This is a genomic window from Dactylosporangium darangshiense (assembly GCF_039537565.1).
Taxonomy (GTDB): Bacteria; Actinomycetota; Actinomycetes; order Mycobacteriales; family Micromonosporaceae; genus Dactylosporangium; species Dactylosporangium darangshiense.
In genome coordinates this window covers 146,821-166,014 of record NZ_BAABAT010000020.1, presented here as the reverse complement: position 1 = coordinate 166,014, position 19,194 = coordinate 146,821, and the positions used below count along the sequence as shown (strand labels likewise).

The following is a 19,194-nucleotide window of genomic DNA, read 5'->3' as shown; positions in this document are numbered from 1 at the left end:
CGATGACGAGTCTGTTGCGGACCGGCAACAGCGGACCGCATGGATGCTTTGCTCACCCAACAATCGGATCCTCGGCCGCGGGAAGCAACCCTTCGACACCGAGGCGGAGTGTCGCGAGGCCGTCCTCGGCCTGGTGGACGCCGCCGACCGGCTCAACCCCGTCTCGACCGCGCTGGGCACCAGCGGGCACTGGGTCTGGCGGGTCGAGCTCGACGGCGTGCCGGTCGCGGTCTCGCACCGCTCGTACCTGCGGGCGCGCGAGTGTCAGTACAACGTCGGGCGGTTCATGGCCGCCCTGCCCGCCGCTCTGCTGACCGAGGGCCGGCGGCTGCTGCGGGAGGCACCGCGGGCCGTCGAGCGGCTCACCCGCGGCGCGGTGGAGAACCCGCCGGCGCCGCGCCGCGCCCTGGGTGACACCGCCTGGCGGGTGATCTCGACCGCGTGATGCCCAATGCCTGAAAACGGCCCCGAACATTGGCGGCCGCGTTTCACCGCGACCCTATTCCCGACACGTATAGGTGTTCACCGGCCCGCCCATTGGTGTGTCGGTTCACGAAACCCGGGCGCGCCAGGATGGCCGGATGCTCAACGGTTGCGCCGGAACGGATCATTCATGAAACCAGCCCGCACGAACCAGCCGTATGTCCGCCTCGTCGTGCTATTCGCGGCCGTCTTCGCGTTGCTCCTGGCGGGCGCGCCTGCGCACGCGGTTCCCAGCGACGACGGAATGCCGATCACGGTCGTGGTGAGCGGCAGTCCGGAGCCGTCGACGAGCCCCACGCCCGGCGGCGGTGGCGGCGGGCTGCCCAGGACCGGCCTGAACATCATCCTCATCGCGGGCGTCGGCGCCGGCCTGGTGGCGCTCGGCGCGGTCGTGCTCATCGCGGCCCGGCGGCGGCGTGCCGTCGGCGCGCAGAGCTGAACCCGGGTCAGGACGCCTCGGCGCCCAGGTACGCCAGGACGGCGCGCACCCGGCGGTGCGCGTCGTCCGAGGGCGGCAGCGCGAGCTTGGCGAAGATGTTCGTGATGTGCTTCTCCACCGAGACCGGCGCGAGCACGAGCGCGGCACAGATCGCGGAGTTCGACAGCCCCTGCGCCATCAGCGACAGCACCTCGCGCTCCCGCGGCGTCAGCGCACCCACCCCGGCGTTGCGGTCGTTGCGGGTGAACAGCTGCCGCACGACCTCCGGGTCCATCGCGGTGCCGCCCGCCGCCACCCGCTCGATCGCGTCGAGGAAGTCGTCCAGCGCGGTCACCCGGTCCTTGAGCAGGTAGCCGACCCCGCCCCGCCCGTCGGCGAGCAGGTCGGCGGCGTAGGCGCGCTCGACGTACTGCGACAGGATGAGCACCCGCGCGGACGGGTCGGCGGCGCGGATCGAAAGCGCCGCCCGGAGGCCTTCGTCGCGGAAGCCCGGCGGCAGGCGCACGTCCACGATGGACAGTTCCGGCGAGTGCTCCGCGACCGCCGCGAGCAGCTCCGGCGCCGAGCCGACGGCGGCGAGCACGGTGTGGCCGGTGTCGGTGAGCAGCCGGACCAGCCCGTCGCGCAGCAGGAGCAGGTCTTCGGCGATCACGATGCGCACGGGAACTCCGCCTTCAGCAGGGTGGGCCCACCGGGTGGGCTGGACACGGTCAGGGTGCCGTCCAGGGCCTCGACCCGCCGCCGCAGGCCGTCCAGGCCCGCGCCGGCGGGATCGGCGCCGCCCCGGCCGTCGTCCTCGACGGTGATCGAGACCCGGGATTCGGTACCGCGCAGCTCGATCGCGCACGCCCCCGCGCCCGAGTGCTTCGCGGCGTTGGCGAGCCCCTCGGCCGCCACGAAGTACGCGGCCGACTCCACCGCCGCCGGGAAGCGCAGCCCCGCGTCCCCGCGCACGGCCACGGTCAGCGGGCTGTCGGCGGCCAGCGCGGCCAGCGCGGCGTGCAGCCCTCGGTCGGTGAGTATCGGCGGGTGGATGCCCCGCACCAGCCGGCGCAGCTCGGCGAGCGCCTCGTCGAGCTGCCGGCGCGCGGTCTCCACGTCGTCCGCCGCGGCCCCGCCGGCCCGGATCTTGCGCGCGGCGAGCGCCAGAGTGATCCCGGCCCCGACGATGCGGGCCTGCGCGCCGTCGTGCAGGTCCCGCTCGATCCGGCGCAGCTCGGCCGCCTGTGCGTCGACCACCCGCGCGCGGGTGCGCGCCAGCCGCTCGGTCTCCTCGACGAGGCGCCGGTGCTCGCCCGGGGCCAGCAGCGCACGTGCGACGGCGACCTCCAGCGCGGCCAGCCGGCGCACGATCCACACCGCCAGCGGCACCAGGAGCAGGCCCAGCAGGGTCAGGCCGAACCGGCCGGGCGTGGTGGTCATCAATGGTTTCACGGGGAACGGAGCCCGCGGGTTGGGCACCGCCCAGGCCCACGCGGGCGCGGTCAGCACCCCGGCGCAGACCGCGGCGGTGACGATCCCGGCGACGCCCAGCCCGACGCCGAACGGGAACAGCAGCACCAGCCAGGCCAGGTCGCGCCAGGTGGCGGGCTGCGAGCCGACGGCCGCGACCCGGCGGCGCAGGGTGTCGCCGCCCGCGGCCACGTACGGCGGGTCGATCGGCCGGCCCAGCACCCACCCGGCCCGGTGGCGCTCGAGCCGGGCGAGGCCGCGGGTGACCCAGGCGGCGCCGAGGAACGCCGGCCCGCCGAGCTGCGTGATCGCGAGGACCAGGACGGCGACCGTCGAGGCCACGCTCCACAGCAGCCCGACCGGGCCGGCCACCACGCCGCTGGCCAGGTACGCCAACGCCGCCGCCGTACGCCTCACTCGGACCAGGTTACGCATCGTTTCCGGACCACGAAGCGCACGGGCACGGCGCCGGCGATCAGCCCCAGCAGCGCGGTGCCGCCGAGGAGCGCCGCGTAGACCGGCGGGTCCACGAACACCCGGAACACGCCGTCCTGCGCGACGCTGAACGCGCCCACCACGATCGCGGTGACCGCCGCGCCCAGCAGCGCGCCGACCGCGACGGTGATGCCGGCCTCGGCGGTGACCAGCCGGCGCACCTGCGTGCCGGTGGCGCCCGCGAGCCGCAGGTCCGCGTACTCCCGCCGGCGCGCGGCGGTGGCGATCGCGAAGGTGTTGACCACGGCGATCGCGGTGAAGCCCAGCGAGACGGCGACCATCAGCTCCCAGGCGCCCTGCTGCTGCGGCGCGTCGGCGGGCGCGGGCGCGGCGGTCCGGACCGGCGCGCCCTGCGTGGTACCGCGCAAGGCCAGCCCGGTGACGAGGCCGCGAGGATCGTGCGCCGCGACGAGCGAGGCGGGCAGCACCAGCTCGCCGAAGCCGTGCGAACGCTCGTACACGGCGGTCAGCGGCAGCTCGGTCCGGAACCCGTCGGCGAGCCACACCGGAACCCGGTCACCGACGCGCAGCCCCTCCTGGCGGGCCAGGAAGGCGCTCATCGCCAGCCCGTCCGGGCGCAGCGCACCGTCGCGCACGCCGAGGTCGAGCGCGGGCGCACCGGTGGACAGCAGCCCCTGCGCGGCGTAGTCCTCGGGCTTGCCGCCGCGCACCAGGATCGCCCGGGTCGGTATCGTCGCCGCCGCGCCCGCGGCGCCCGAGGCGCGGATGAGCTCCTCGGCCGCGGTGAGCGGCAGCCCGGCCGCGGTGTCGACGCGCACGTCGGCGGGCGCACCGCGGGCCGCCTGCTCGTCCCCGGCCAGCCGGGTCAGCAGCGAGCTGTTGAGCAGCATCGTCGCGTTGACGGCGAACATCAGCACGAGCGGGACGGCGACCGCGGCGACCCGGCGGTACTCGGCCCGCGCGATCAGCCCCGCCAGCCGGCCCGCGCGCCCGGGCGCCAGCCGGGCCACGACCGCGGTCAGCCCGCGCACCAGCAGCGGACCGCTCGCCGCCACGGCGCACAGCAGCAGCGCGCACGACACGAAGCTCATGCCCATGCCAAGGGGCCCGTCCAGGGGTACCACGGAAAGCACGGTGACGGCACCGGCCGCCGCGACCACCGACAGCACGACGCGCAGCGCGCCGGCGCCGCGTGGCGCGACCGCCGTCTCGGCCAGCGCCTGCGTCGGGGCGATCCGCACCGCCCGCCGGGCCGCGATCCGCGCCGAGAGCACCGTGAGCAGCACCCCTGCGAACGCCGCCGCGACGAGCACGCCGCCGTTGACCCGCACCGCGAACTGGGCCGGCACCACGCCGAGGTCGCGGAAGCGGCCCGCGATCATCCCGGCGATCGCGGCGCCCAACGGCGCGGCCGGTATCGAGGCGACGAGGCCCAGCACGGCCGCCTCCACGCCGAGCAGCCGCCGCAGCGTCCGGGGCGTCGCACCGATGGTGCGCAGCAGCGCGAGCTCGCGCAGCCGCTGCCGCACGCCCAGCGCCACCGTCCCGACCAGCACGAACACGGCCGCGAACGCGGTGATGCCGATGACGAACCCGAAGATCGAGATCGGCGCGACGTAGTCCGGCAGCGCGCCGGGCAGGTCCGCGCGGACGCGGTCGTCGCCGGTGAGCACCGGCGCGTCGGTCACCCGCAGGGCCGCGGCGGCGAAGGTGGCCGGATCCGCCGTACGGACGGCGATCGCGGTCGGCCCGGCCAGCCCCGACAGCGCGGCCACCTCCCCGTCCGCGACGAACAGCGCCCCCTGGGCCGGCAGCCCGTTTGCTTGCGCGGGCGCGGCGATGCCCGAGACGCGCAGCGACCGCACGCCGGCGCGGGTCGTCACCTCCACGGTCGAGCCGGGGGAGAGGCGCGCCCGCGCCGCGAGGTCGGCGTCGACGACCGCCTCGCCGGCCTTGGGCGGCGCCCCCGCGCGCAGCGCGAACGGCGTCAACGCCGCCGAGGCCCACCCGTGCCCGACCACCGGCGCCCCGTCGGCACCGCGCACCGTCCGCTGGTCGACGGCGAGCTGCACCGGGAACGCGTAGTCGGCAACGGCTTCCCGCACCCCCGGCAGCGCCGCGAGCCGCCCGGCCAGGTCGGCCGGCAGCGTACCCGCCCCGGTGAGCCGCTCGGTCTTGGTCTTGGTCTTGGTCTTGCCCTTCTTCTTGTGCGTCACGGTCGTCGCGGTCACCTCGCGCTCGCCGGACACCACCGCGTCCGCGCCGGCGAAGCGATCCGCGGGCGCCCGCGCGGTCAGGACGGAGAACAGGAGCAGCCCGCCGGCGCCGAGCAGCGCGACCGCGAGGAGCGCGGCCAGAAACGTCCCGGCGTAGGCACCACGGTGCCGGCGCAGCGTGCCGAGGGCGAGGCGGATCATCGCGCACTCACCGCCGTCATGCGGGCAGCGATCCCTTCGGCGGTCGGGCCGGTCAACTCGTCGACGACGCGCCCGTCGGCCAGGAACACGGCCCGGTCGGCCCATGCGGCGGCGGCCGGGTCGTGGGTGACCATGACGATCGCCGTACCCATGCGGTCCACCGCCTCGCGCAACAGCCCGAGCACCTCCCGCCCGGTAGCGAGGTCGAGCGCCCCGGTCGGCTCGTCGGCGAAGATCACCTCCGGCCGCCCCGCGAGTGCCCGCGCCAGCGCCACACGCTGCCGCTGCCCGCCGGACAGCCGCGCCGGCCGCTCGTCCTCCCGCCCGGCGAGCCCGACCCGCCGGATCACTTCACGCGCCCACCCCTTGTCCGCGCGCACCCCCGCCAGCCGCTGCGGCAGCAGCACGTTGTGCCAGACGGACAGCGAGTCGAGCAGGTTGTACGCCTGGAACACAAACCCGACGCGCCGCCGCCGCGCCTCGGTCAGCCGCGGCTCCTTGAGCCGCTCGATGTCCTCGCCGGCGAGCCGCACCCGCCCGGAGTCTGCCCGGTCCAGCCCCGCCGCGCAGTGCAGCAGCGTCGACTTCCCCGACCCGGAGGGCCCCATGACCGCGCAGAAGCTCCCTCGCGCAACCGCGACGGAAACCCCGTCCAACGCCCGGACCCCGGCTCCGGGGTAGGTCTTGATCAGGTCGTGCACCTCGACGACCGGCGTGTTCTCCATGCCTTACAGCCTCGGAAAATTCGCCGCCCGCGAACACATGGCACCCTTGGGTCTTGGGGGTATGGACAGCCCTACCCCGCCTTGTTCCGCGTCGCCGACCTCGTGAACCCTCGATCTGTCGAGCGCCCCAAGTGTCCACTTCGCCGCCGACTACTACGGACGTCCGTAGGGGCCGTCACCGCAGGTGGAACGTTGCGCCGTCGCCCGTGCTGGCGATGCCGGTGTTGTGGCCGATGGCGATCGAGCGCTCGCCCGACGCCTCGATGTGGGTCGACGTACGGGACCACCGCCGCGGCGGTGGTCGTCACGTCTACATCCATGTCACTTGGGTACACCCACCGCGCCACTCGCGGGAGTGGCCTCGCGGATGTCGGTGACGAGGCGGGCGATGCCCTCGGGCAGGTCCTCGACGCTCGGGCGGCCGTCCACGCGCGGCAAAGCGGCCACGAACTGCAGGCCGCCGGGAATGACGCCGCGGCCGGGCGCGCGGTCGGGGACGTTGGCGGCGGCGCGGCGGTCGATCTGGGAGTCGGCCGGCTCGCTCAGGCGCAGCTCAAGGCGGCTGCCGAAGCGGTCGCGGACGGGCGCCGGGACGTCGAGCCAGCGCGTCGCGGTCGCGACCACGTGTACGCCATAGGTCAGGCCCCGGCTCGTCAGGTCGTCGATCGCCTCCTCGAGGTCCGGGAAGTCGGCGCGGATCGTGGGCCAGCCGTCCACGACGAGGAACACGTCGCCGAACGGGTCGTCGGCGTGCTGGCCGGCGCGGCGGGCGCGGCGGTACGTCGCCATCGAGTCCACCGACGCCGCGGCGAAGCGGCGCTGGCGTTCGGCGCGCAGGGTCTGCAGGGCGGCCACCGTCCGGCGGACCGCGTCCGGGTCCTGGCGGGTGACCACGGTCGCGACGTGCGGCAGGTAGCGCAGGGCGGTCAGCGTGCCGCCGCCGAAGTCGAGGCAGTGGAAGGCGGCCTCGCGCGGGGTGTGCGACAGGGCGAGGCTCAGCATCAGGGTGCGCAGCACGGTGCTCTTGCCGCTGCCGGGGCCGCCGACGACGATCGCGTGGCCGGCCGGGCCGGACAGCTCCCACCACACCGGGTCGCGGCGCTGCTCCAGCGGGCGGTCCACGACGCCGATCACCGCATACAGGCCGCCCTGCAGCTCGGGGACCGGCACGGTCAGGCCGCGCTGCGGGTCGGCGACCGGGGCGGGCAGCAGGGCGCCCAGGGTTGGCGGCTCGGCCAGCGGCGGCAGCCACAGCGGGTGCGCCGGCTGGCCCTTGCCCTGCATGCGGGCGACCAGGGCGTCCAGGGCGCCGGCGCCGGGCGCGACGAGCGGGGCGCCGGGGTTCTCGCCGGTCGTCGCGGGCGCGACGTAGGCCGACACGTAGTCGTGGATGACCGGGGCGGCCGGCGCGGCGGCCCGGCCGTACAGGCCGGAGACGCTCGCCGCCCGGAACGGCCGCGGCGGCAGGCTGGCGACGCTGAGGTGGCCCTGACCGGGCGCGTCCGGGTCGCCGTCCGGCGCCGGGCCGAGCCCGATGCGGTAGGAGAGGTGCGCGTCCAGGGCGCGCGGGCGGCCCTCGTCGAGGCGCCGGGAAGCCAGCAGCAGGTGTACCCCGAGCCCGTGCCCGATCCGCCCGACCCCGGCGAGGGTGTCGATGAGCGCCGGCCGCGCGGCCAGCAGCTCGGAGAACCCGTCGCCGACGATGAGGAGGCTCGGGAAGGGGCGCTGCAGCTCCTGGCGGCGGCGCAGCTCGCCCTCGATCGCCGCGGCCAGGCGGTCGACGAGGGCCGGCTGGTCGGCGACGCCGGCGATGAGCGCGCCGGTGTGCGGCAGCGCCTCCAGGCCGGCGAAGGTGCCGCCGCCGTGCGCGTCGACGAGCAGGAAGTTGATGCGGTCCGGGCCGTGCGCGACCGCCAGGCCCGCCACGACGGCGCGCAGCAGCTCGGCGCGCCCGGCGTCGCCGGTGGCGATGACGAGGCCGTGCGGGCCGTCGCCGTCCAGGTCGAGCTCGACCGGGGCGCCGTCGGGCGACCAGCCGATCGGCACCCGCAGGGCGGCGCCCGCGGCGGCCCACCGCTCGGCCGGGTCGAAGTCGTCGACGGCGCTCAGGCCCAGCAGGGCGAGGTCGTCCGTGGTCTCCGATGCCTCCGGGCGCAGCGCGGCGAGCTGCATGGCGAGGGCCTCCGCCTCGGCCAGGCTCAGGGCGTCGGCGCGGCCGGCGGGGGTCCAGCCCTCGGCGGCGGCGCGCAACAGCATCCCGTAACCGTCCACGGAGACGACGGCGGAGGACGGGCCGTGCCCGGACGGCGCGGCGGAGAGGTCCAGCACCGTCACGCCGGCGACGCCGCCGTCGCGCAGGAGCTCGGAGCGCAGCTCGTCGCCGCCGTCGAGGACGAGCAGCAGGTGCGGCTCGCCCGCGCCGGGCTCGAAGCGGGGGCGGTTGCCCAGGATCGGGTCGAGCAACGTTTCCAGGGCCGCCATGGCCGGCACGACCAGGCGCACCGGGCCGAGGGCGTCGCGCAGCTGCGGGTGCTGCGCGTGCGGCAGCCACTTGGCCCACTCCCACAGCGGCGCCGCGCCCGGGCCGGCGCAGACGGCGACGAGCAGGTCGCGCGGCGAGTGGAACGCGGCGGCCTGCGCGACGATCGCGCGGGCCAGCGCCCGGGTCGCCTCCGGCGCGCCCTGGACGTGCAGGCGGGCGAGGTCGGCGAGCCGGAGCGCCACGGGCAGGTCCTCGACGGCGGCGTACGTCGTCATGAACCGGCGCACCTCGACCGCGCACATCGGGTCGAGGTTGTCCAGGGGGCGGGCCGGCGGCGGCACGATCGGGGTCGCGAGGGGCTGCGGGCCGAGCGCGACGCGCACGGAGCCGAAGTCGGGGTCGCCGGGGCGGCGCTCCCACAGGCGGCTGCTCGGCGGGATGGACCACAACGAATCCGGGTCCGGGTGGCGGTACAACAGCGTCGCCCTTTGCATCTCGACGCTCCGCCGGGCCCGGCGGCGCAGCTGGGCGAGGTGGCGCAGGTAGGCGCGGCGGGCGAGCAGCCGCTCCCGGCGGCCGGGCCCGGTGCCGCGGCCGAACAGCGCGACCAGCAGCCCGACGGCGGCCAGCGCGAAGAGCCCGGCGGTCAGGTACACCAGCGGCCCGACCGGCTGCCCGGCGAACAGCAGCGCCATGGAACCGGCGCCGAGCACCAGCGGCACCACCGCGACCAGCACCGCCCCGCCGCGCCCCGCCGACGCGGGCAGCTCCGGCGGCGGATCGAGCACCAGTTCGCCGGCTGGGTATTCAGGCTCGGCCCGCCGCATCGGCCTGGGGCGCACAACGGTGCTCACGGGGAGACATGCTAACGGTGGCGGCGCCGTGAGCGGCGGCTGCTAGGTTGGGCACTCTCGATGGACGCGGACGCTAGGGAGCGCGCGGCGATGGCCGAGAACGTTGGTGCCGGGCTGGCCCGGGTGGTGCTCGCCGCGCCCAAGCGGCGGCTGGACCTCGTGCTGCCGGAGCAGATCCCGCTGGCGATGCTGCTGCCGGGCGTGCTGCCGCGCGCCGGCGAGGCGCTCGCCGACGAGGGGCTCGAGCACGGCGGCTGGGTGCTGCGGCACACCGACGGCCGCCGGCTGGACCTGAGCGGCACCCTCGCCGCGCAGGGCGTGCGCGACGGCGACATCCTGCACCTCGCGCCCCGCTACGCGCAGTGGGCCGAGGTCGAGTACGACGACGTCGTCGACGCGGTCGCGGCCGGCGCCCGCCGGCACGGCGCGGCGTGGACGCCAGCGGCGACGCGCGCCACTGGCATCGGGGCGGCCCTGACGCTGCTGCTCGGCATGCTGGTGCCGCTGCTGGCCGCCGGGCCGTCGTGGACGGTGCCGGCGATCGTCGCGCTGGCCGTGGCCCTGGGCCTGCTCGCCGGCGGCGTCGTGCTGTCCCGCGCGCTGTCGGAGGCGACCGCAGGCGCGGCGCTCGGCGCGGCCGGGCTCGCCTACGCGTTCGTGGGCGGCCTGCTCATCCTCGGCGGCGACGACCCGCTGTCGCGCCTGGGCGCGCCGCAGCTGCTCGTCGGCGCCGGTGCGCTGCTGGTGGGCTCCGTCATCGGGTACGTCGCGATCGCCGCTCAGCTGCGCCTGTTCGTGGCCGGCATCGCCGCCGGCGCGCTGGGCGTCGGCGCCGGCCTGCTCGGCCTGACCGACCTCGGCGCCCCCGAGTGCGCCGCCGCGCTGATCGGCGCCCTGGTGCTGCTGGCGCCGGGGATCCCGCAGGCCGCGGTGCGCCTGGGCCGGGTGCCGGTGCCGCGGCTGCCGCGCACGACCGACGACCTGCTGCGCCCCGACCCGGTGCCGCCGGCCGCCGCCACGTACGCGCGGGTCGCCCGGGCCGACGAGATCCTCACCGGGCTGCTCCTCGCCTTCGCCCTGCTCAACGTCGTTTCGAGCTGGCTGGTGCTGCGCAACGGCGGCGCCGTGGCCGAGGTCCTCGTCGGCGTGGTCGCCGCGGCCGCCGCGGTGCGCGCGCGCCTCTTCGCCGCCGTGCGCCACCGGCTGCCGCTGCTGGTGGCCGCCCTTGCCGGCGTGGCGCTGCTGACGGTCCGCCTCGCCGACGGGGACCGGGTCGTGCAGGGCGCGGTCGCGGCCGGGCTGCTGCTGATCGCGATCGCCGCGGTGGCGGCCGGCGTGCGCTACGGGTCGCGGCCGCCGTCGGCGTACCTGGGCCGGGCCGCCGACGTGCTCGACGTGGTGCTGGTGCTGTCGGTCATCCCGCTGGCCTGCCAGATCCTCGGCGCCTACGCCTGGGCGCGCGGTCTCGGCGGCTGAGTCGCCGTCCTTTTGTTCGGTGCCAAGCACGGAGGGGGACACACGCCGATGCCGTCCCGGCGGGAGCAGATCCAGTCGCACCAACATGCCATGCAGCGCGTCGTCGGCGCGTTCGTCGCGGGCGACGCCGAGCCCGCGCAGGAGCCGACCCGCCGGCTCGGCGCTGCCGCGTTCGCCGGCCTGCTGGTCGCCGCGGTGGCGCTGGCCGGCGCGGGCGTGTTCGGGCTGCTGCGCCCGGGCGGCAGCACCGGCTGGAAGCACGAGGACGCCGTCGTCATCGAGCGCGAGACGGGGACCCGCTACGTGTACCGCGGCGGCCTGCTCTATCCGGTCGCGAACTTCTCCTCCGCCGTGCTCGCCGTCGGCCGCGCCCCCGAGCCGGTCATCGTGTCGCGGGCGTCGCTTTCCGGCACCGCGCGCGGCCCGCTCATCGGCATCGCCGGCGCGCCCGACGCGCTGCCGGCCGCGGACCGGCTGCTGCGCGACGCGTGGTCGGTGTGCGCCACGAGCGGGCGCGACTCCGGCGGCGCGACCACGGTGACGAGCGAGGTCCTCGTCGCGCGGGCCCCGTCGGGCGGCACCGACCTCGGCGATGCCGGCATCCTGGTGCGGGAGAACGGCAGCCAGAAGGTGTACCTCGTGTGGCACGGCCGCCGGTTCGCCATCAACAGCAAGCAGGCGCTGACCGCGCTGAACGTCGACGCGCAGCCCCGCATCCCGGTCGACGACGCGTGGCTCAACACGGTCCCGGTCGGCCTGCAGATCACCCAGCCGCCGGTCGAGGGGCGGGGCAAGGCGTCCACGCCGCTGCCGAGCTACCTCGTCGGCCAGGTCATCACGGTCGACGGCGCCGGCTACCTGGTGCGCCAGGCCGACCTGCTCCCACTGACCCCGGTCGAGCAGGCGATGATCCTGGCCGACCCGAACACCGCCTCGGCGTACCCCAACGCGACCCCGGCGGCCAAGACGGTCCAGGCCGCCGACATCGCCGCCGTCACGAAGGCCACCCGCCCGCCGGCCTCCGACCTCGACCCGCCGGCGCAGCCCCCCGCGATGGCGAGCGCCGACGCGGCCCGCATGATCTGCACGACGTTCGCCGACGGCCAGGCCGCCCCGAAGTTCGTCCTCAACGCCGACCCGCGCCCGGGCGGCGAGGGCATCGCCACCAACGGCAGCGCCACCGACCTCGTCGCCGACCGCGTCCTGGTGCCGCCGGCCTCGGGCGTGCTGGTGCGCTCCGCGCAGTCCTCCGAGGCCGACTCGGGCACGCTGTTCCTGGTAACCGACCAGGGCCGCCGCTTCGCGGTGCCGGGCACGGAGCCGCTGGCCTGGTTCGGATACGGCGGTGCGAAGCCGATCGAGCTACCGGCGAACGTCGTCGCGCGCATCCCGGCCGGCCCGGCCCTCGACCCTCGTGCCGCGCGCCGCCCGCTGACCGGCTGAGCCTTTCGCTCTTCGCCTTTCGCTCTTCGCTGTTCGCTCTCCGTCTTTCGCCTTTCGCCTTTTGTCGACAAGTCGGGCACTCCGTGCCACGACTTGTCGGATTTATACCCCGGCTGGGGATAAATGGCGGCGGATGGCTCAGTCGTCCCCGAACGCCTCGGCGAACACGGCGTGGACCGGCGTGTGCGGCAGCCGGTCGTAGATGGCGAACACGACGTTGTCGAAGCACGGCACCTCGCGCAGCGCCGCCGCGAACGCGGCCGCCACCTCGACCGGGAGGTTGCGGAACACGCCGCAGCCCCACGCGCCGAGCACCAGCGTGCGGTGGCCGTGTGCGGCGGCCACCCGCAGCACACGGGCGGCGCGGCGGCGCAGCACGGCGGGCACGTCGCCGGCGTCCTCGGACTGGTTGCGCAGGATCGCGCCGAGGTTCGGGGCGGCGGCGGTCAGGAACGCCGTCGTGTACGCCTCGCCGAGCAGCCGGCCCTTGTCGTCGCGGAACACCGGCACGCCCGGCGAGTAGATGACGCGGTCGCTGTAGCGCAGGTCGCGCTGGTGGCGGTGGAAGTCGTAGAAGGCCGGGGCGGTGCGCTGGCTGGTGTACAGGGCCGAGGCGCGCGCCAGGCTCTCCTCCTGCGCGACCGCGCCGCCGAGGAAGCCGCCGCCGGGGTTCTTCGCCGAGGCGAACACGAGCGTCGCCGCACCCGGCCCTGCGCGCCGCGCGGCCTGCAGCGTCGACTCGCGGGTCACCTCGATCGCGGGCGGCCCGTCCGCCGGGCGCCCGGCCGGCAACTCCTCGTCGGGCTCGTAGAGGCGCGTGCCCGCCAGCGACGCGGCCACCGCGGCGGCGATCGACACCGTCGCGCCGTCGGGGTTGACGTAGTCGCCGCGCTCGGCGATCGCCACGGTCTGACGGGCGATCTCCCGCAGTCGGCCACTCACGCCGGTCACCATAGCCTCTGTCGTGTTCCGGGCCGACGTGGTTTTCCGGTGGGCGTAGCGTTCGCGGCTATGAGCGATCCGGTCTCACAGCAGCCGCAGCCGCTGCCCGAGAGCGCGCGTGCCCGCATCGGCCGCGCCCGGCAGGGCAAGCCGTTCTTCACCTCCGACCTGTCGGTCAACGAGTTCGTGCTGACCTCGCAGGCCGGCTTCGAGCCGCTCGGCCTCGTGATGGGCACGTGCATCTACCACGTCGGCATCCAGCAGTCGCGCTGGAGCGTCAGCCAGGAGCTGCAGGTGCTCAGCCAGGCGATGTACCAGTGCCGCGAGCTGGCCATGGCCCGCATGGAGAGCGAGGCCGACGCCCTGGGCGCCGACGGCGTCATCGGCGTGCGGATCCGCTCGCTGAACTACCAGTTCGCCTCCGACGTGCTGGAGTTCGTCGCCGTCGGTACGGCGGTGAAGGCGGCGAACGGCCAGTCCTACCGCACGCCCCATGGCCGCCCGTTCACGTCCCACCTCAGCGGCCAGGACTTCTGGACGCTGCACCGCCACGGCTGGATGCCGCGGGGCCTGGTGCTGGGCACGTGCGTGTACCACATCGCGCATTTGACCTTCCGCCAGATGCTATCCAACGTCGGCCAGAACGTCGAGCTCACCAACTTCTCACAGGCCGCCTACGACGCGCGCGAGATCGCGATGGACCGGATGCAGTACGAGGGCCAGCTCCTGGAGGCCGACGGCATCGTCGGCGTCACGGTGGAGGAGTCGGCCTGGGAGTGGGGCCAGCACGCGATCGAGTTCTTCGCGATGGGCACCGCGGTGGCCCGCCTGCACCCGGACGCCCAGCCCGAGCACCCGACGATGGTCATGCCCCTGACGTAGGCCTCAGGAGGTCAGCCGCCGCAGGGCCTCGACCGCGGCCGTGTCGCTCCCGGCGTTCTCGACCAGCGCGGCGGTGAGCGCGCGGCACCACTCGTCCGCGCTCACCGTCTCCGAGGACAGCACCACACCCCGCGACTGGTGCCGGATCACGGTGGTCGGGCGCGCACCGACCCCGTCCCGGTCGATCTCGAACCGCCGCTCGCCGAGCGTGACGGCCACCCCGAGCACCGCCGGCTCCCGCCCGCTCAGGCGCGCCTTGAGCCGCCCTTCGCGCCTGACCTCGACCAGGTGCTCCGGCAGCGCCCCCGACAGGACCGCCAGCAGCATCCCGCCGTGCAGCGAGAGGTCGTCGGCGCACCGGCGCAGCTGCGCCGCCACGATCTCCAGATCCAGGTGCGACTCCGGGTTCACGCCCTTCATCGTACGGACGCCGCCTCTTCCCGCCCCCGCCCAGCGCGGTGTAGGCAGATGCCATGGAGGCCGATCCGCGCTCGATGGTCGCGACGACCAACAGCGGCATCATGAACACCGGCGACAATCCGAGGTTCATCAGGATCGACGCCGGCTCGTCGCTTCCCGCCCCGTTCCGCGTCGTCGGTCTTCCCCGGGAGCCGGTCGTGCCGTTCGTGGGCCGGGACCGCGACCTGGCGCTGCTGGAGGCGTCGGCGTTGACGCGGGCGCTGTACAACCTCGCGTACGCACTGGATGCGATGGACAGGCCGGATGAGGCACTCCCGCTACGCCGGCGGGCCTTGGAGGTCAGCGAGGCCGCGCTGGGACCCGATCACCCCATCGTCGCGGTTCGCCTGCACAACCTGGCCACGACCTTGCTGTTGCTGTCCCGCCCGACGGAGGCCCGCCCTTTGCACGAGCGGGCCTTGCGCATCAGCGAGTCCACGCTCGGCCCGGACCACCCGACGACGGTTACGATCAGCCGGAATCTCGCGGAGCTCGAGCTGCCGGAGTGAAGAAGAGGTGCTCCGGGGTGTCGGCCGGGGGCGCCGGCGGGGTGGGCTCGCCGGGGCGCCAGCCGCGCTCGCGGCCCCGGCGAATCGCCGGGCGCAGTGCGAACAATGCGGCCGTCGCCAGGAGGACCGTCAGGGCCACCGCGAGGCCCGTCAGGGCCGCCGAGGACCAGCCCGAGGAGGGCGTCGTGGCCGACGCGGGAGGCAGTGCGGGGCCGCTCGCCGGGTTCTCCCGCGGTGGGGCCTCCGTCACGGCGCGGTACGGGTCGAGCATGCCGTAGCCGAACTCGTTGCTGCGGCCGCCGCCCGCGATGCGGTCCGAGGTGATGCGCAGGCGCCAGGAGACGTCGGAGTTCTTCAGGTACGGCTGCGAGGACCACAGCAGGGCGGCCGCGGCACTGACGAAAGCGGGTGCCAGCGTCGGGTCCTTGAAGGACTGGTGGCCGCTCGCGCGCGTCGCCGCCAGGATCTGGGCGCCGGGGGCCGACAGGTCGACGTAGCTGCCGACCTGGGACGTGGGGACCCGGGACTGGTGGTCGTCCACCGCGGCCACGCCGAGCACGTTCTCGTACGCCGCGGGGTAGGACGACGGGTCGTTGGGGACGGGGTTGCGGGCCGAGCCGATCGGCGGAAGTTCGGCGTCCGTGGTGGGGTGGTGTGCGCCCACCGTGGCGACGACCAGGCAGCCCTTCGTCGTGATGGCGTAGTCGACGGCCTGGGAGAGGGGCTGTGCGTCCTTGTCCAGCGCGACCGAGATGTTGATGATTTTCGCGCCCTGGTCGGCGGCGTAGCGGATCGCCTGGGCCAGGACGTCGGGGTTCACCGGCGAGTCGGGCTTGTCCGTCACGCGCAGCGGGAGGATCTTCACGCCCTGGGCGAGGCCCTCGAACGCGGTGCCGTCGATGTGCTTCGCGGCGATGAGGCTCGCCACCGCCGTACCGTGTGATGTGCAGTCGAAGTCGGCGCCCGGTGTGTTGCGCACGAAGTCGAAGCCGGGCAGGACCTGGCCGGACAGCTGCGGGTGGGCGCCGTCCACGCCGGTGTCGAGGACGGCGACCGTGATGCCGGTGCCCGTCGTGAGGGGCCAGATGCGCTGGGCGTCGAAGAGGCGCTGCGGCCAGGGGCGGTCGGCGATCACGGAGCCCGGGGGCTCGGGGGTGTCGCAGACGCCGGGCGGGGGCGGGCCGGCGGCGGCCGTCGTCGGGACCAGCCAGGCGGTCACGGCCAACAATGCGGCCGCGGCGGCCGACCAACGCTGACGGTGCACGTCACGGGGCCCTTCTATCGCGCGGACCACGCTATGGTACGGCGTATGACGCGCACCTTCGACGGATCGGTGGGGTGGGCGGCGTTGCGCCCGACGTTCGCCGATCGGCTCGGGCCGCAGACGCTCGAAGCGCTGGACGACGCCGTCGCGTTCGCGACGCAGCGGCACGGGGAGCAGCGGCGGCCGGCCGGCGAGCCCTACGTCGAGCACCTGCTCGAGGCGCTGCAGGTGCTCGTCGACGCGGTCGGGGAGCGGGACCCGGACACGCTGCGCGCCGCGGTGCTGCACGACGTCGTCGAGGACACGCCGACGACGATCGACGAGGTGCGGGAGCGGTTCGGGGATCGGGTCGCCGAGCTGGTCGGGTGGGTCACCAAGAGCGGGGACCGCGCGCAGTACCTGGCTCGGCTGCGGGACGCGCCCGATGCCGCCATCGCGGTGAAGCTCGCCGACCGGCTGAGCAACGTGCAGCGGCTGCGCACACACCCGAGGCCGGAGAAGCGGGCGTCCTACTACCGGGAGACGGTCGCGACCATCGTCCCGCTGGCCGCCGGTCGGCCCTGGTTCCAGCAGTGGTACTCCGAATGGCAGGCCGGCCACGCAGACCTGGACGGCTAGCGGGCAGGCTGTCCGTGGTACTGCCGCTCGATGCTCGTCGGCGCGAGCCACACGTAGCGGTTCGCGCCGCCGCCCATCAGAGCCAGCATGTCCGGCGTCATCTCCTGCAACGGGCCGGCGCCGTTCTCCGGCAGGTTCAGCGCCGCCGCGGCCACGGCGGCCTCGGGCGGGCTCAGCTGCTGCAGCATGACCAGGTCGACGCCCTGCAGGGTGTGCGCGAGCTCGGGGGCCAGCTGCGGTACCACGGCGATCTGGGTCTGCCACGCACCCAGCTGCGCCGGCGTGCCGGCGGGCGCGACGATCAGCAGCGGCTGGCGAGGGCTCGCGGGCGCGGCCGGCGGGCGCGGGTCGTTCCACAGCACCATGCGGTCGTTCATGCCGGTCGCCCACTCGCCGAGGCCCTGCCACGGGCGCGGGTCGGTGCCCATCACGATGACGCGGGCGCCCAGCGCGAGGGCGCGGAACACCAGGATCCGCTGGGCCCACAGGCCGCCGACGAGCGTCACGCGGGTCGGCTCGGGACGGAACAGCCGGACCGGCACCGGGCGGCGCTGGTAATCCACGCCGATGATGAGCCCGGCCGGCCCGGTGCCGGCGCGCACCTGGCCGAGCGCCTCGGCCGTGACCTCGTGCCAGCCGACGTGCAGGGCCGGCAGGGTGGGCGCCAGCGGGCCGATCGGGCGGCCCGGCGGAGGCGGCGCCGCAACCGGCACGGGCGCAGGCGGCGGTGGGGGAGCCGCGACCGGCGCGGGAGGAGCCGCGACCGCCGCGCCCTGCCAGGGGAGCTCGGGCGCCGCGGCCGGCGACAGCGAGCTCTCCAGGTCGAACTGCGGCGGGGCCATCGCCGGGTGCACCTCTTGGGTGACGTGCGACTCTGGCTGCTGGAAGGGGCGTACCGGCTGGGTCACTTGGCACCGCCTCCGGTCGGGGCGCAGGCGTACACGGCCGGCCCATGCTCCCCGTCGAGGCGCACGAGCTCGGCGTTCGCGGCGGTGGCCGCCTCCTCGATAGCGCGCACCGCCGGCTCGAGGGCGCTCGCGGTCGCCGCCACCCGCACCAGGCAGCGCGCGGCGAGGCCCTCGCCGTCGCGGGTCAGCGTGAGCGAGGCGGCGCAGGACGCCGCCGGCAGCGAGAGCAGCCGCTCGAGCAGCGCGGCCGTCTCCGGCAGGCGGGGCCAGGTCTTGAGCCACAGGCCGTTGTGCGACAGCTCGCCGTTGCGCCACGCGGTCCACTCCTCGCGGGGGCGCCAGGGCTCGCCGGGATGGCCGTAGCCGGGGACCGCCGGGTCGAACTCGCAGGCGCGTACGAGGGCGCCGACCAGCTCGCCGGCGGTGAGGATCCGGTGCTCGAGGCCGGCGGCGCGCAGCAGCCGACTCGCCTTGCGCGCGAGCGAGGCGACCAGCTCGGGCGCGCGCTCGGCGTCGTCGGCGCCGCCCAGGCCGGCCTCGGCGCGGGTGCGCGCGTCGAGGCGCACCGCGACCCACGTGGTCCGCTCGGCCGGCACCGGCGGCGCGGTCTGGAGCTGGTGTAGCTCGTGGTAGGAGCGCGCGGCGAACTGCGCGGCGTCGATCTGCGGCCACGGCGCCGGGACGCTCACGGTGCTGACCTGGACGACCGCGCCCGCATCGGCGGCGTTGTGCAGGACCTTTGCCAGCAGATCCAGCGGTACCCCAGCAGCCGCATCCCCGCTCATGGACGCCTCGCCGCCGAGCTGGACCGCGGCGTACCACCCGGCGGCGTCGCACCCGATGCCGATCGGCCGGTCCTGCGCCGTCTCGCCGGGGACGTCCCGGACGGTCAGGCCGGGCGCGAGAGTCCGCAGCATCACCAAGGGCAGTCCGTCGGCGGAGTGCGGGACCGGGCCGGCCTTGCGGCGGCGGCGGAACTCGCCCGCCATCGCCCGCCGCTCCAGCCACCAACGGCCGCGGGCGCGCAGCAGGGCGATCACGATGACGAGGATGCCGGCGAATGCGGTGATCCCGGCTACGACCGGCCCGCGCGGCAGCACCGCTGCGATGCCGAGCAGCACGGCCTCGACGAGCAGGACCCGCCCGATGGGCAGGCCCGCGAACAACCCCGGCCGCCGCCGCAGCCGCGGCTGTTGCGCGGGCACCGGCGCTTGCGTCATGGGATCGCAGCTTACCCATTCCCTTCCGCCGATGGCGCGGGGCAGCGCCTCCGCCGGCCGCGGAGGTCGAGGAGCTGTCGGAGGGCGGATACGCGCGGTACGAGGAGCCGAACTGACCGGGGCACTGTCGGAAACGCGACGGTCGGCCACGAGTCACCGCGCCGG

General features: G+C 75.5%; 17 protein-coding genes. 7 read left to right on the top strand and 10 right to left on the bottom strand.

The window, feature by feature from the left end:
• The first annotated feature begins 43 nt into the window (after positions 1-43).
• Positions 44-445 carry a hypothetical protein gene (locus tag ABD901_RS31810; RefSeq protein ID WP_345132281.1) on the top strand — a complete coding sequence of 134 codons (402 nt, stop codon included), beginning with the start codon at positions 44-46 and terminating at the stop codon, positions 443-445.
• Positions 446-613: 168 nt separating this feature from the next.
• Positions 614-922 (top strand): LPXTG cell wall anchor domain-containing protein, encoded by a 309-nt coding sequence (locus tag ABD901_RS31805; protein ID WP_345132279.1) that lies wholly within the window; start codon positions 614-616, stop codon positions 920-922.
• Positions 923-929: 7 nt separating this feature from the next.
• On the opposite strand, the gene ABD901_RS31800 is transcribed toward ABD901_RS31805, so the two are convergent.
• From ABD901_RS31800 to eccCb, 5 genes are all read right to left on the bottom strand, one after another.
• On the bottom strand, positions 930-1,583 hold the full coding sequence (locus ABD901_RS31800; RefSeq protein WP_345132277.1) for a response regulator transcription factor: 654 nt from the start codon (positions 1,581-1,583) through the stop codon (positions 930-932).
• Entirely contained in the window at positions 1,571-2,791 is a 1,221-nt protein-coding gene (locus ABD901_RS31795; protein WP_345132275.1) for a sensor histidine kinase, read from the bottom strand. The genes ABD901_RS31800 and ABD901_RS31795 overlap by 13 nt, the downstream gene beginning before the upstream one ends.
• On the bottom strand, positions 2,788-5,247 hold the full coding sequence (locus tag ABD901_RS31790) for an ABC transporter permease (RefSeq protein WP_345132273.1): 2,460 nt from the start codon (positions 5,245-5,247) through the stop codon (positions 2,788-2,790). The genes ABD901_RS31795 and ABD901_RS31790 overlap by 4 nt, the downstream gene beginning before the upstream one ends.
• Positions 5,244-5,972, bottom strand: coding sequence for an ABC transporter ATP-binding protein (locus ABD901_RS31785; protein ID WP_345132271.1), 729 nt, complete (start codon positions 5,970-5,972; stop codon positions 5,244-5,246). The genes ABD901_RS31790 and ABD901_RS31785 overlap by 4 nt, the downstream gene beginning before the upstream one ends.
• Before the next feature lie 321 nt (positions 5,973-6,293).
• Positions 6,294-9,308 (bottom strand): type VII secretion protein EccCb, encoded by a 3,015-nt coding sequence (eccCb, locus tag ABD901_RS31780; protein WP_345132269.1) that lies wholly within the window; start codon positions 9,306-9,308, stop codon positions 6,294-6,296.
• A 90-nt stretch (positions 9,309-9,398) separates the two neighbouring features.
• Between eccCb and eccD the strand changes: the two genes are divergently transcribed.
• Both eccD and eccB read left to right on the top strand, forming a co-directional pair.
• Positions 9,399-10,784, top strand: coding sequence for a type VII secretion integral membrane protein EccD (gene eccD / locus ABD901_RS31775; RefSeq protein ID WP_345132267.1), 1,386 nt, complete (start codon positions 9,399-9,401; stop codon positions 10,782-10,784).
• A 48-nt stretch (positions 10,785-10,832) separates the two neighbouring features.
• Entirely contained in the window at positions 10,833-12,227 is a 1,395-nt protein-coding gene (eccB, locus tag ABD901_RS31770) for a type VII secretion protein EccB (RefSeq protein ID WP_345132265.1), read from the top strand.
• A 138-nt stretch (positions 12,228-12,365) separates the two neighbouring features.
• Here the strand turns inward: eccB and ABD901_RS31765 are convergent, their stop codons facing one another.
• Entirely contained in the window at positions 12,366-13,169 is an 804-nt protein-coding gene (locus ABD901_RS31765) for a TIGR02452 family protein (protein ID WP_345132263.1), read from the bottom strand.
• 69 nt (positions 13,170-13,238) lie between these two features.
• On the opposite strand from ABD901_RS31765, the gene ABD901_RS31760 reads away from it, so the two are divergent.
• The gene (locus ABD901_RS31760) at positions 13,239-14,051 is read left to right on the top strand and encodes a heavy metal-binding domain-containing protein (RefSeq protein WP_345132262.1); all 813 of its coding nucleotides are present in this window, start codon (positions 13,239-13,241) and stop codon (positions 14,049-14,051) included.
• A 3-nt stretch (positions 14,052-14,054) separates the two neighbouring features.
• On the opposite strand, the gene ABD901_RS31755 is transcribed toward ABD901_RS31760, so the two are convergent.
• Positions 14,055-14,462: a hypothetical protein gene (locus ABD901_RS31755; RefSeq protein ID WP_345132260.1), complete on the bottom strand. Its 408-nt coding sequence runs from the start codon at positions 14,460-14,462 to the stop codon at positions 14,055-14,057.
• A 62-nt stretch (positions 14,463-14,524) separates the two neighbouring features.
• Here ABD901_RS31755 and ABD901_RS31750 point away from each other — a divergent pair, with 62 nt between their 5' ends.
• A complete protein-coding gene (locus ABD901_RS31750) occupies positions 14,525-15,019 on the top strand; it encodes a tetratricopeptide repeat protein (protein ID WP_345132258.1) in 495 nt (164 codons plus the stop codon).
• Here ABD901_RS31750 and ABD901_RS31745 read toward each other — a convergent pair.
• Positions 14,982-16,283, bottom strand: a complete 1,302-nt coding sequence (locus ABD901_RS31745; protein ID WP_345132256.1) for a S8 family serine peptidase — start codon at positions 16,281-16,283, stop codon at positions 14,982-14,984. The two genes, ABD901_RS31750 and ABD901_RS31745, sit on opposite strands and share 38 nt — an antisense overlap.
• Positions 16,284-16,328: 45 nt before the next feature.
• On the opposite strand from ABD901_RS31745, the gene ABD901_RS31740 reads away from it, so the two are divergent.
• Positions 16,329-16,901 (top strand): HD domain-containing protein, encoded by a 573-nt coding sequence (locus ABD901_RS31740; protein ID WP_345132254.1) that lies wholly within the window; start codon positions 16,329-16,331, stop codon positions 16,899-16,901.
• On the opposite strand, the gene ABD901_RS31735 is transcribed toward ABD901_RS31740, so the two are convergent.
• Positions 16,898-17,809, bottom strand: a complete 912-nt coding sequence (locus ABD901_RS31735; protein WP_345132252.1) for a hypothetical protein — start codon at positions 17,807-17,809, stop codon at positions 16,898-16,900. The two genes, ABD901_RS31740 and ABD901_RS31735, sit on opposite strands and share 4 nt — an antisense overlap.
• Positions 17,806-19,029, bottom strand: a complete 1,224-nt coding sequence (locus ABD901_RS31730) for a type VII secretion protein EccE (RefSeq protein WP_345132250.1) — start codon at positions 19,027-19,029, stop codon at positions 17,806-17,808. The genes ABD901_RS31735 and ABD901_RS31730 overlap by 4 nt, the downstream gene beginning before the upstream one ends.
• Between the last annotated feature and the right edge of the window lie 165 nt (positions 19,030-19,194).

Excerpts from the sequence above, each read along its gene's own strand:
- eccD (WP_345132267.1), top strand. The coding sequence starts at position 9,399 with ATGGCCGAGAACGTTGGTGCCGGGCTGGCCCGGGTGGTGCTCGCCGCG.
- ABD901_RS31750 (WP_345132258.1), top strand. The coding sequence starts at position 14,525 with ATGGAGGCCGATCCGCGCTCGATGGTCGCGACGACCAACAGCGGCATC.
- ABD901_RS31760 (WP_345132262.1), top strand. The coding sequence starts at position 13,239 with ATGAGCGATCCGGTCTCACAGCAGCCGCAGCCGCTGCCCGAGAGCGCG.
- ABD901_RS31785 (WP_345132271.1), bottom strand. The coding sequence starts at position 5,972 with ATGGAGAACACGCCGGTCGTCGAGGTGCACGACCTGATCAAGACCTAC.
- ABD901_RS31805 (WP_345132279.1), top strand. The coding sequence starts at position 614 with ATGAAACCAGCCCGCACGAACCAGCCGTATGTCCGCCTCGTCGTGCTA.
- ABD901_RS31740 (WP_345132254.1), top strand. The coding sequence starts at position 16,329 with ATGACGCGCACCTTCGACGGATCGGTGGGGTGGGCGGCGTTGCGCCCG.
- ABD901_RS31730 (WP_345132250.1), bottom strand. The coding sequence starts at position 19,029 with ATGACGCAAGCGCCGGTGCCCGCGCAACAGCCGCGGCTGCGGCGGCGG.
- eccB (WP_345132265.1), top strand. The coding sequence starts at position 10,833 with ATGCCGTCCCGGCGGGAGCAGATCCAGTCGCACCAACATGCCATGCAG.
- ABD901_RS31810 (WP_345132281.1), top strand. The coding sequence starts at position 44 with ATGCTTTGCTCACCCAACAATCGGATCCTCGGCCGCGGGAAGCAACCC.
- ABD901_RS31790 (WP_345132273.1), bottom strand. The coding sequence starts at position 5,247 with ATGATCCGCCTCGCCCTCGGCACGCTGCGCCGGCACCGTGGTGCCTAC.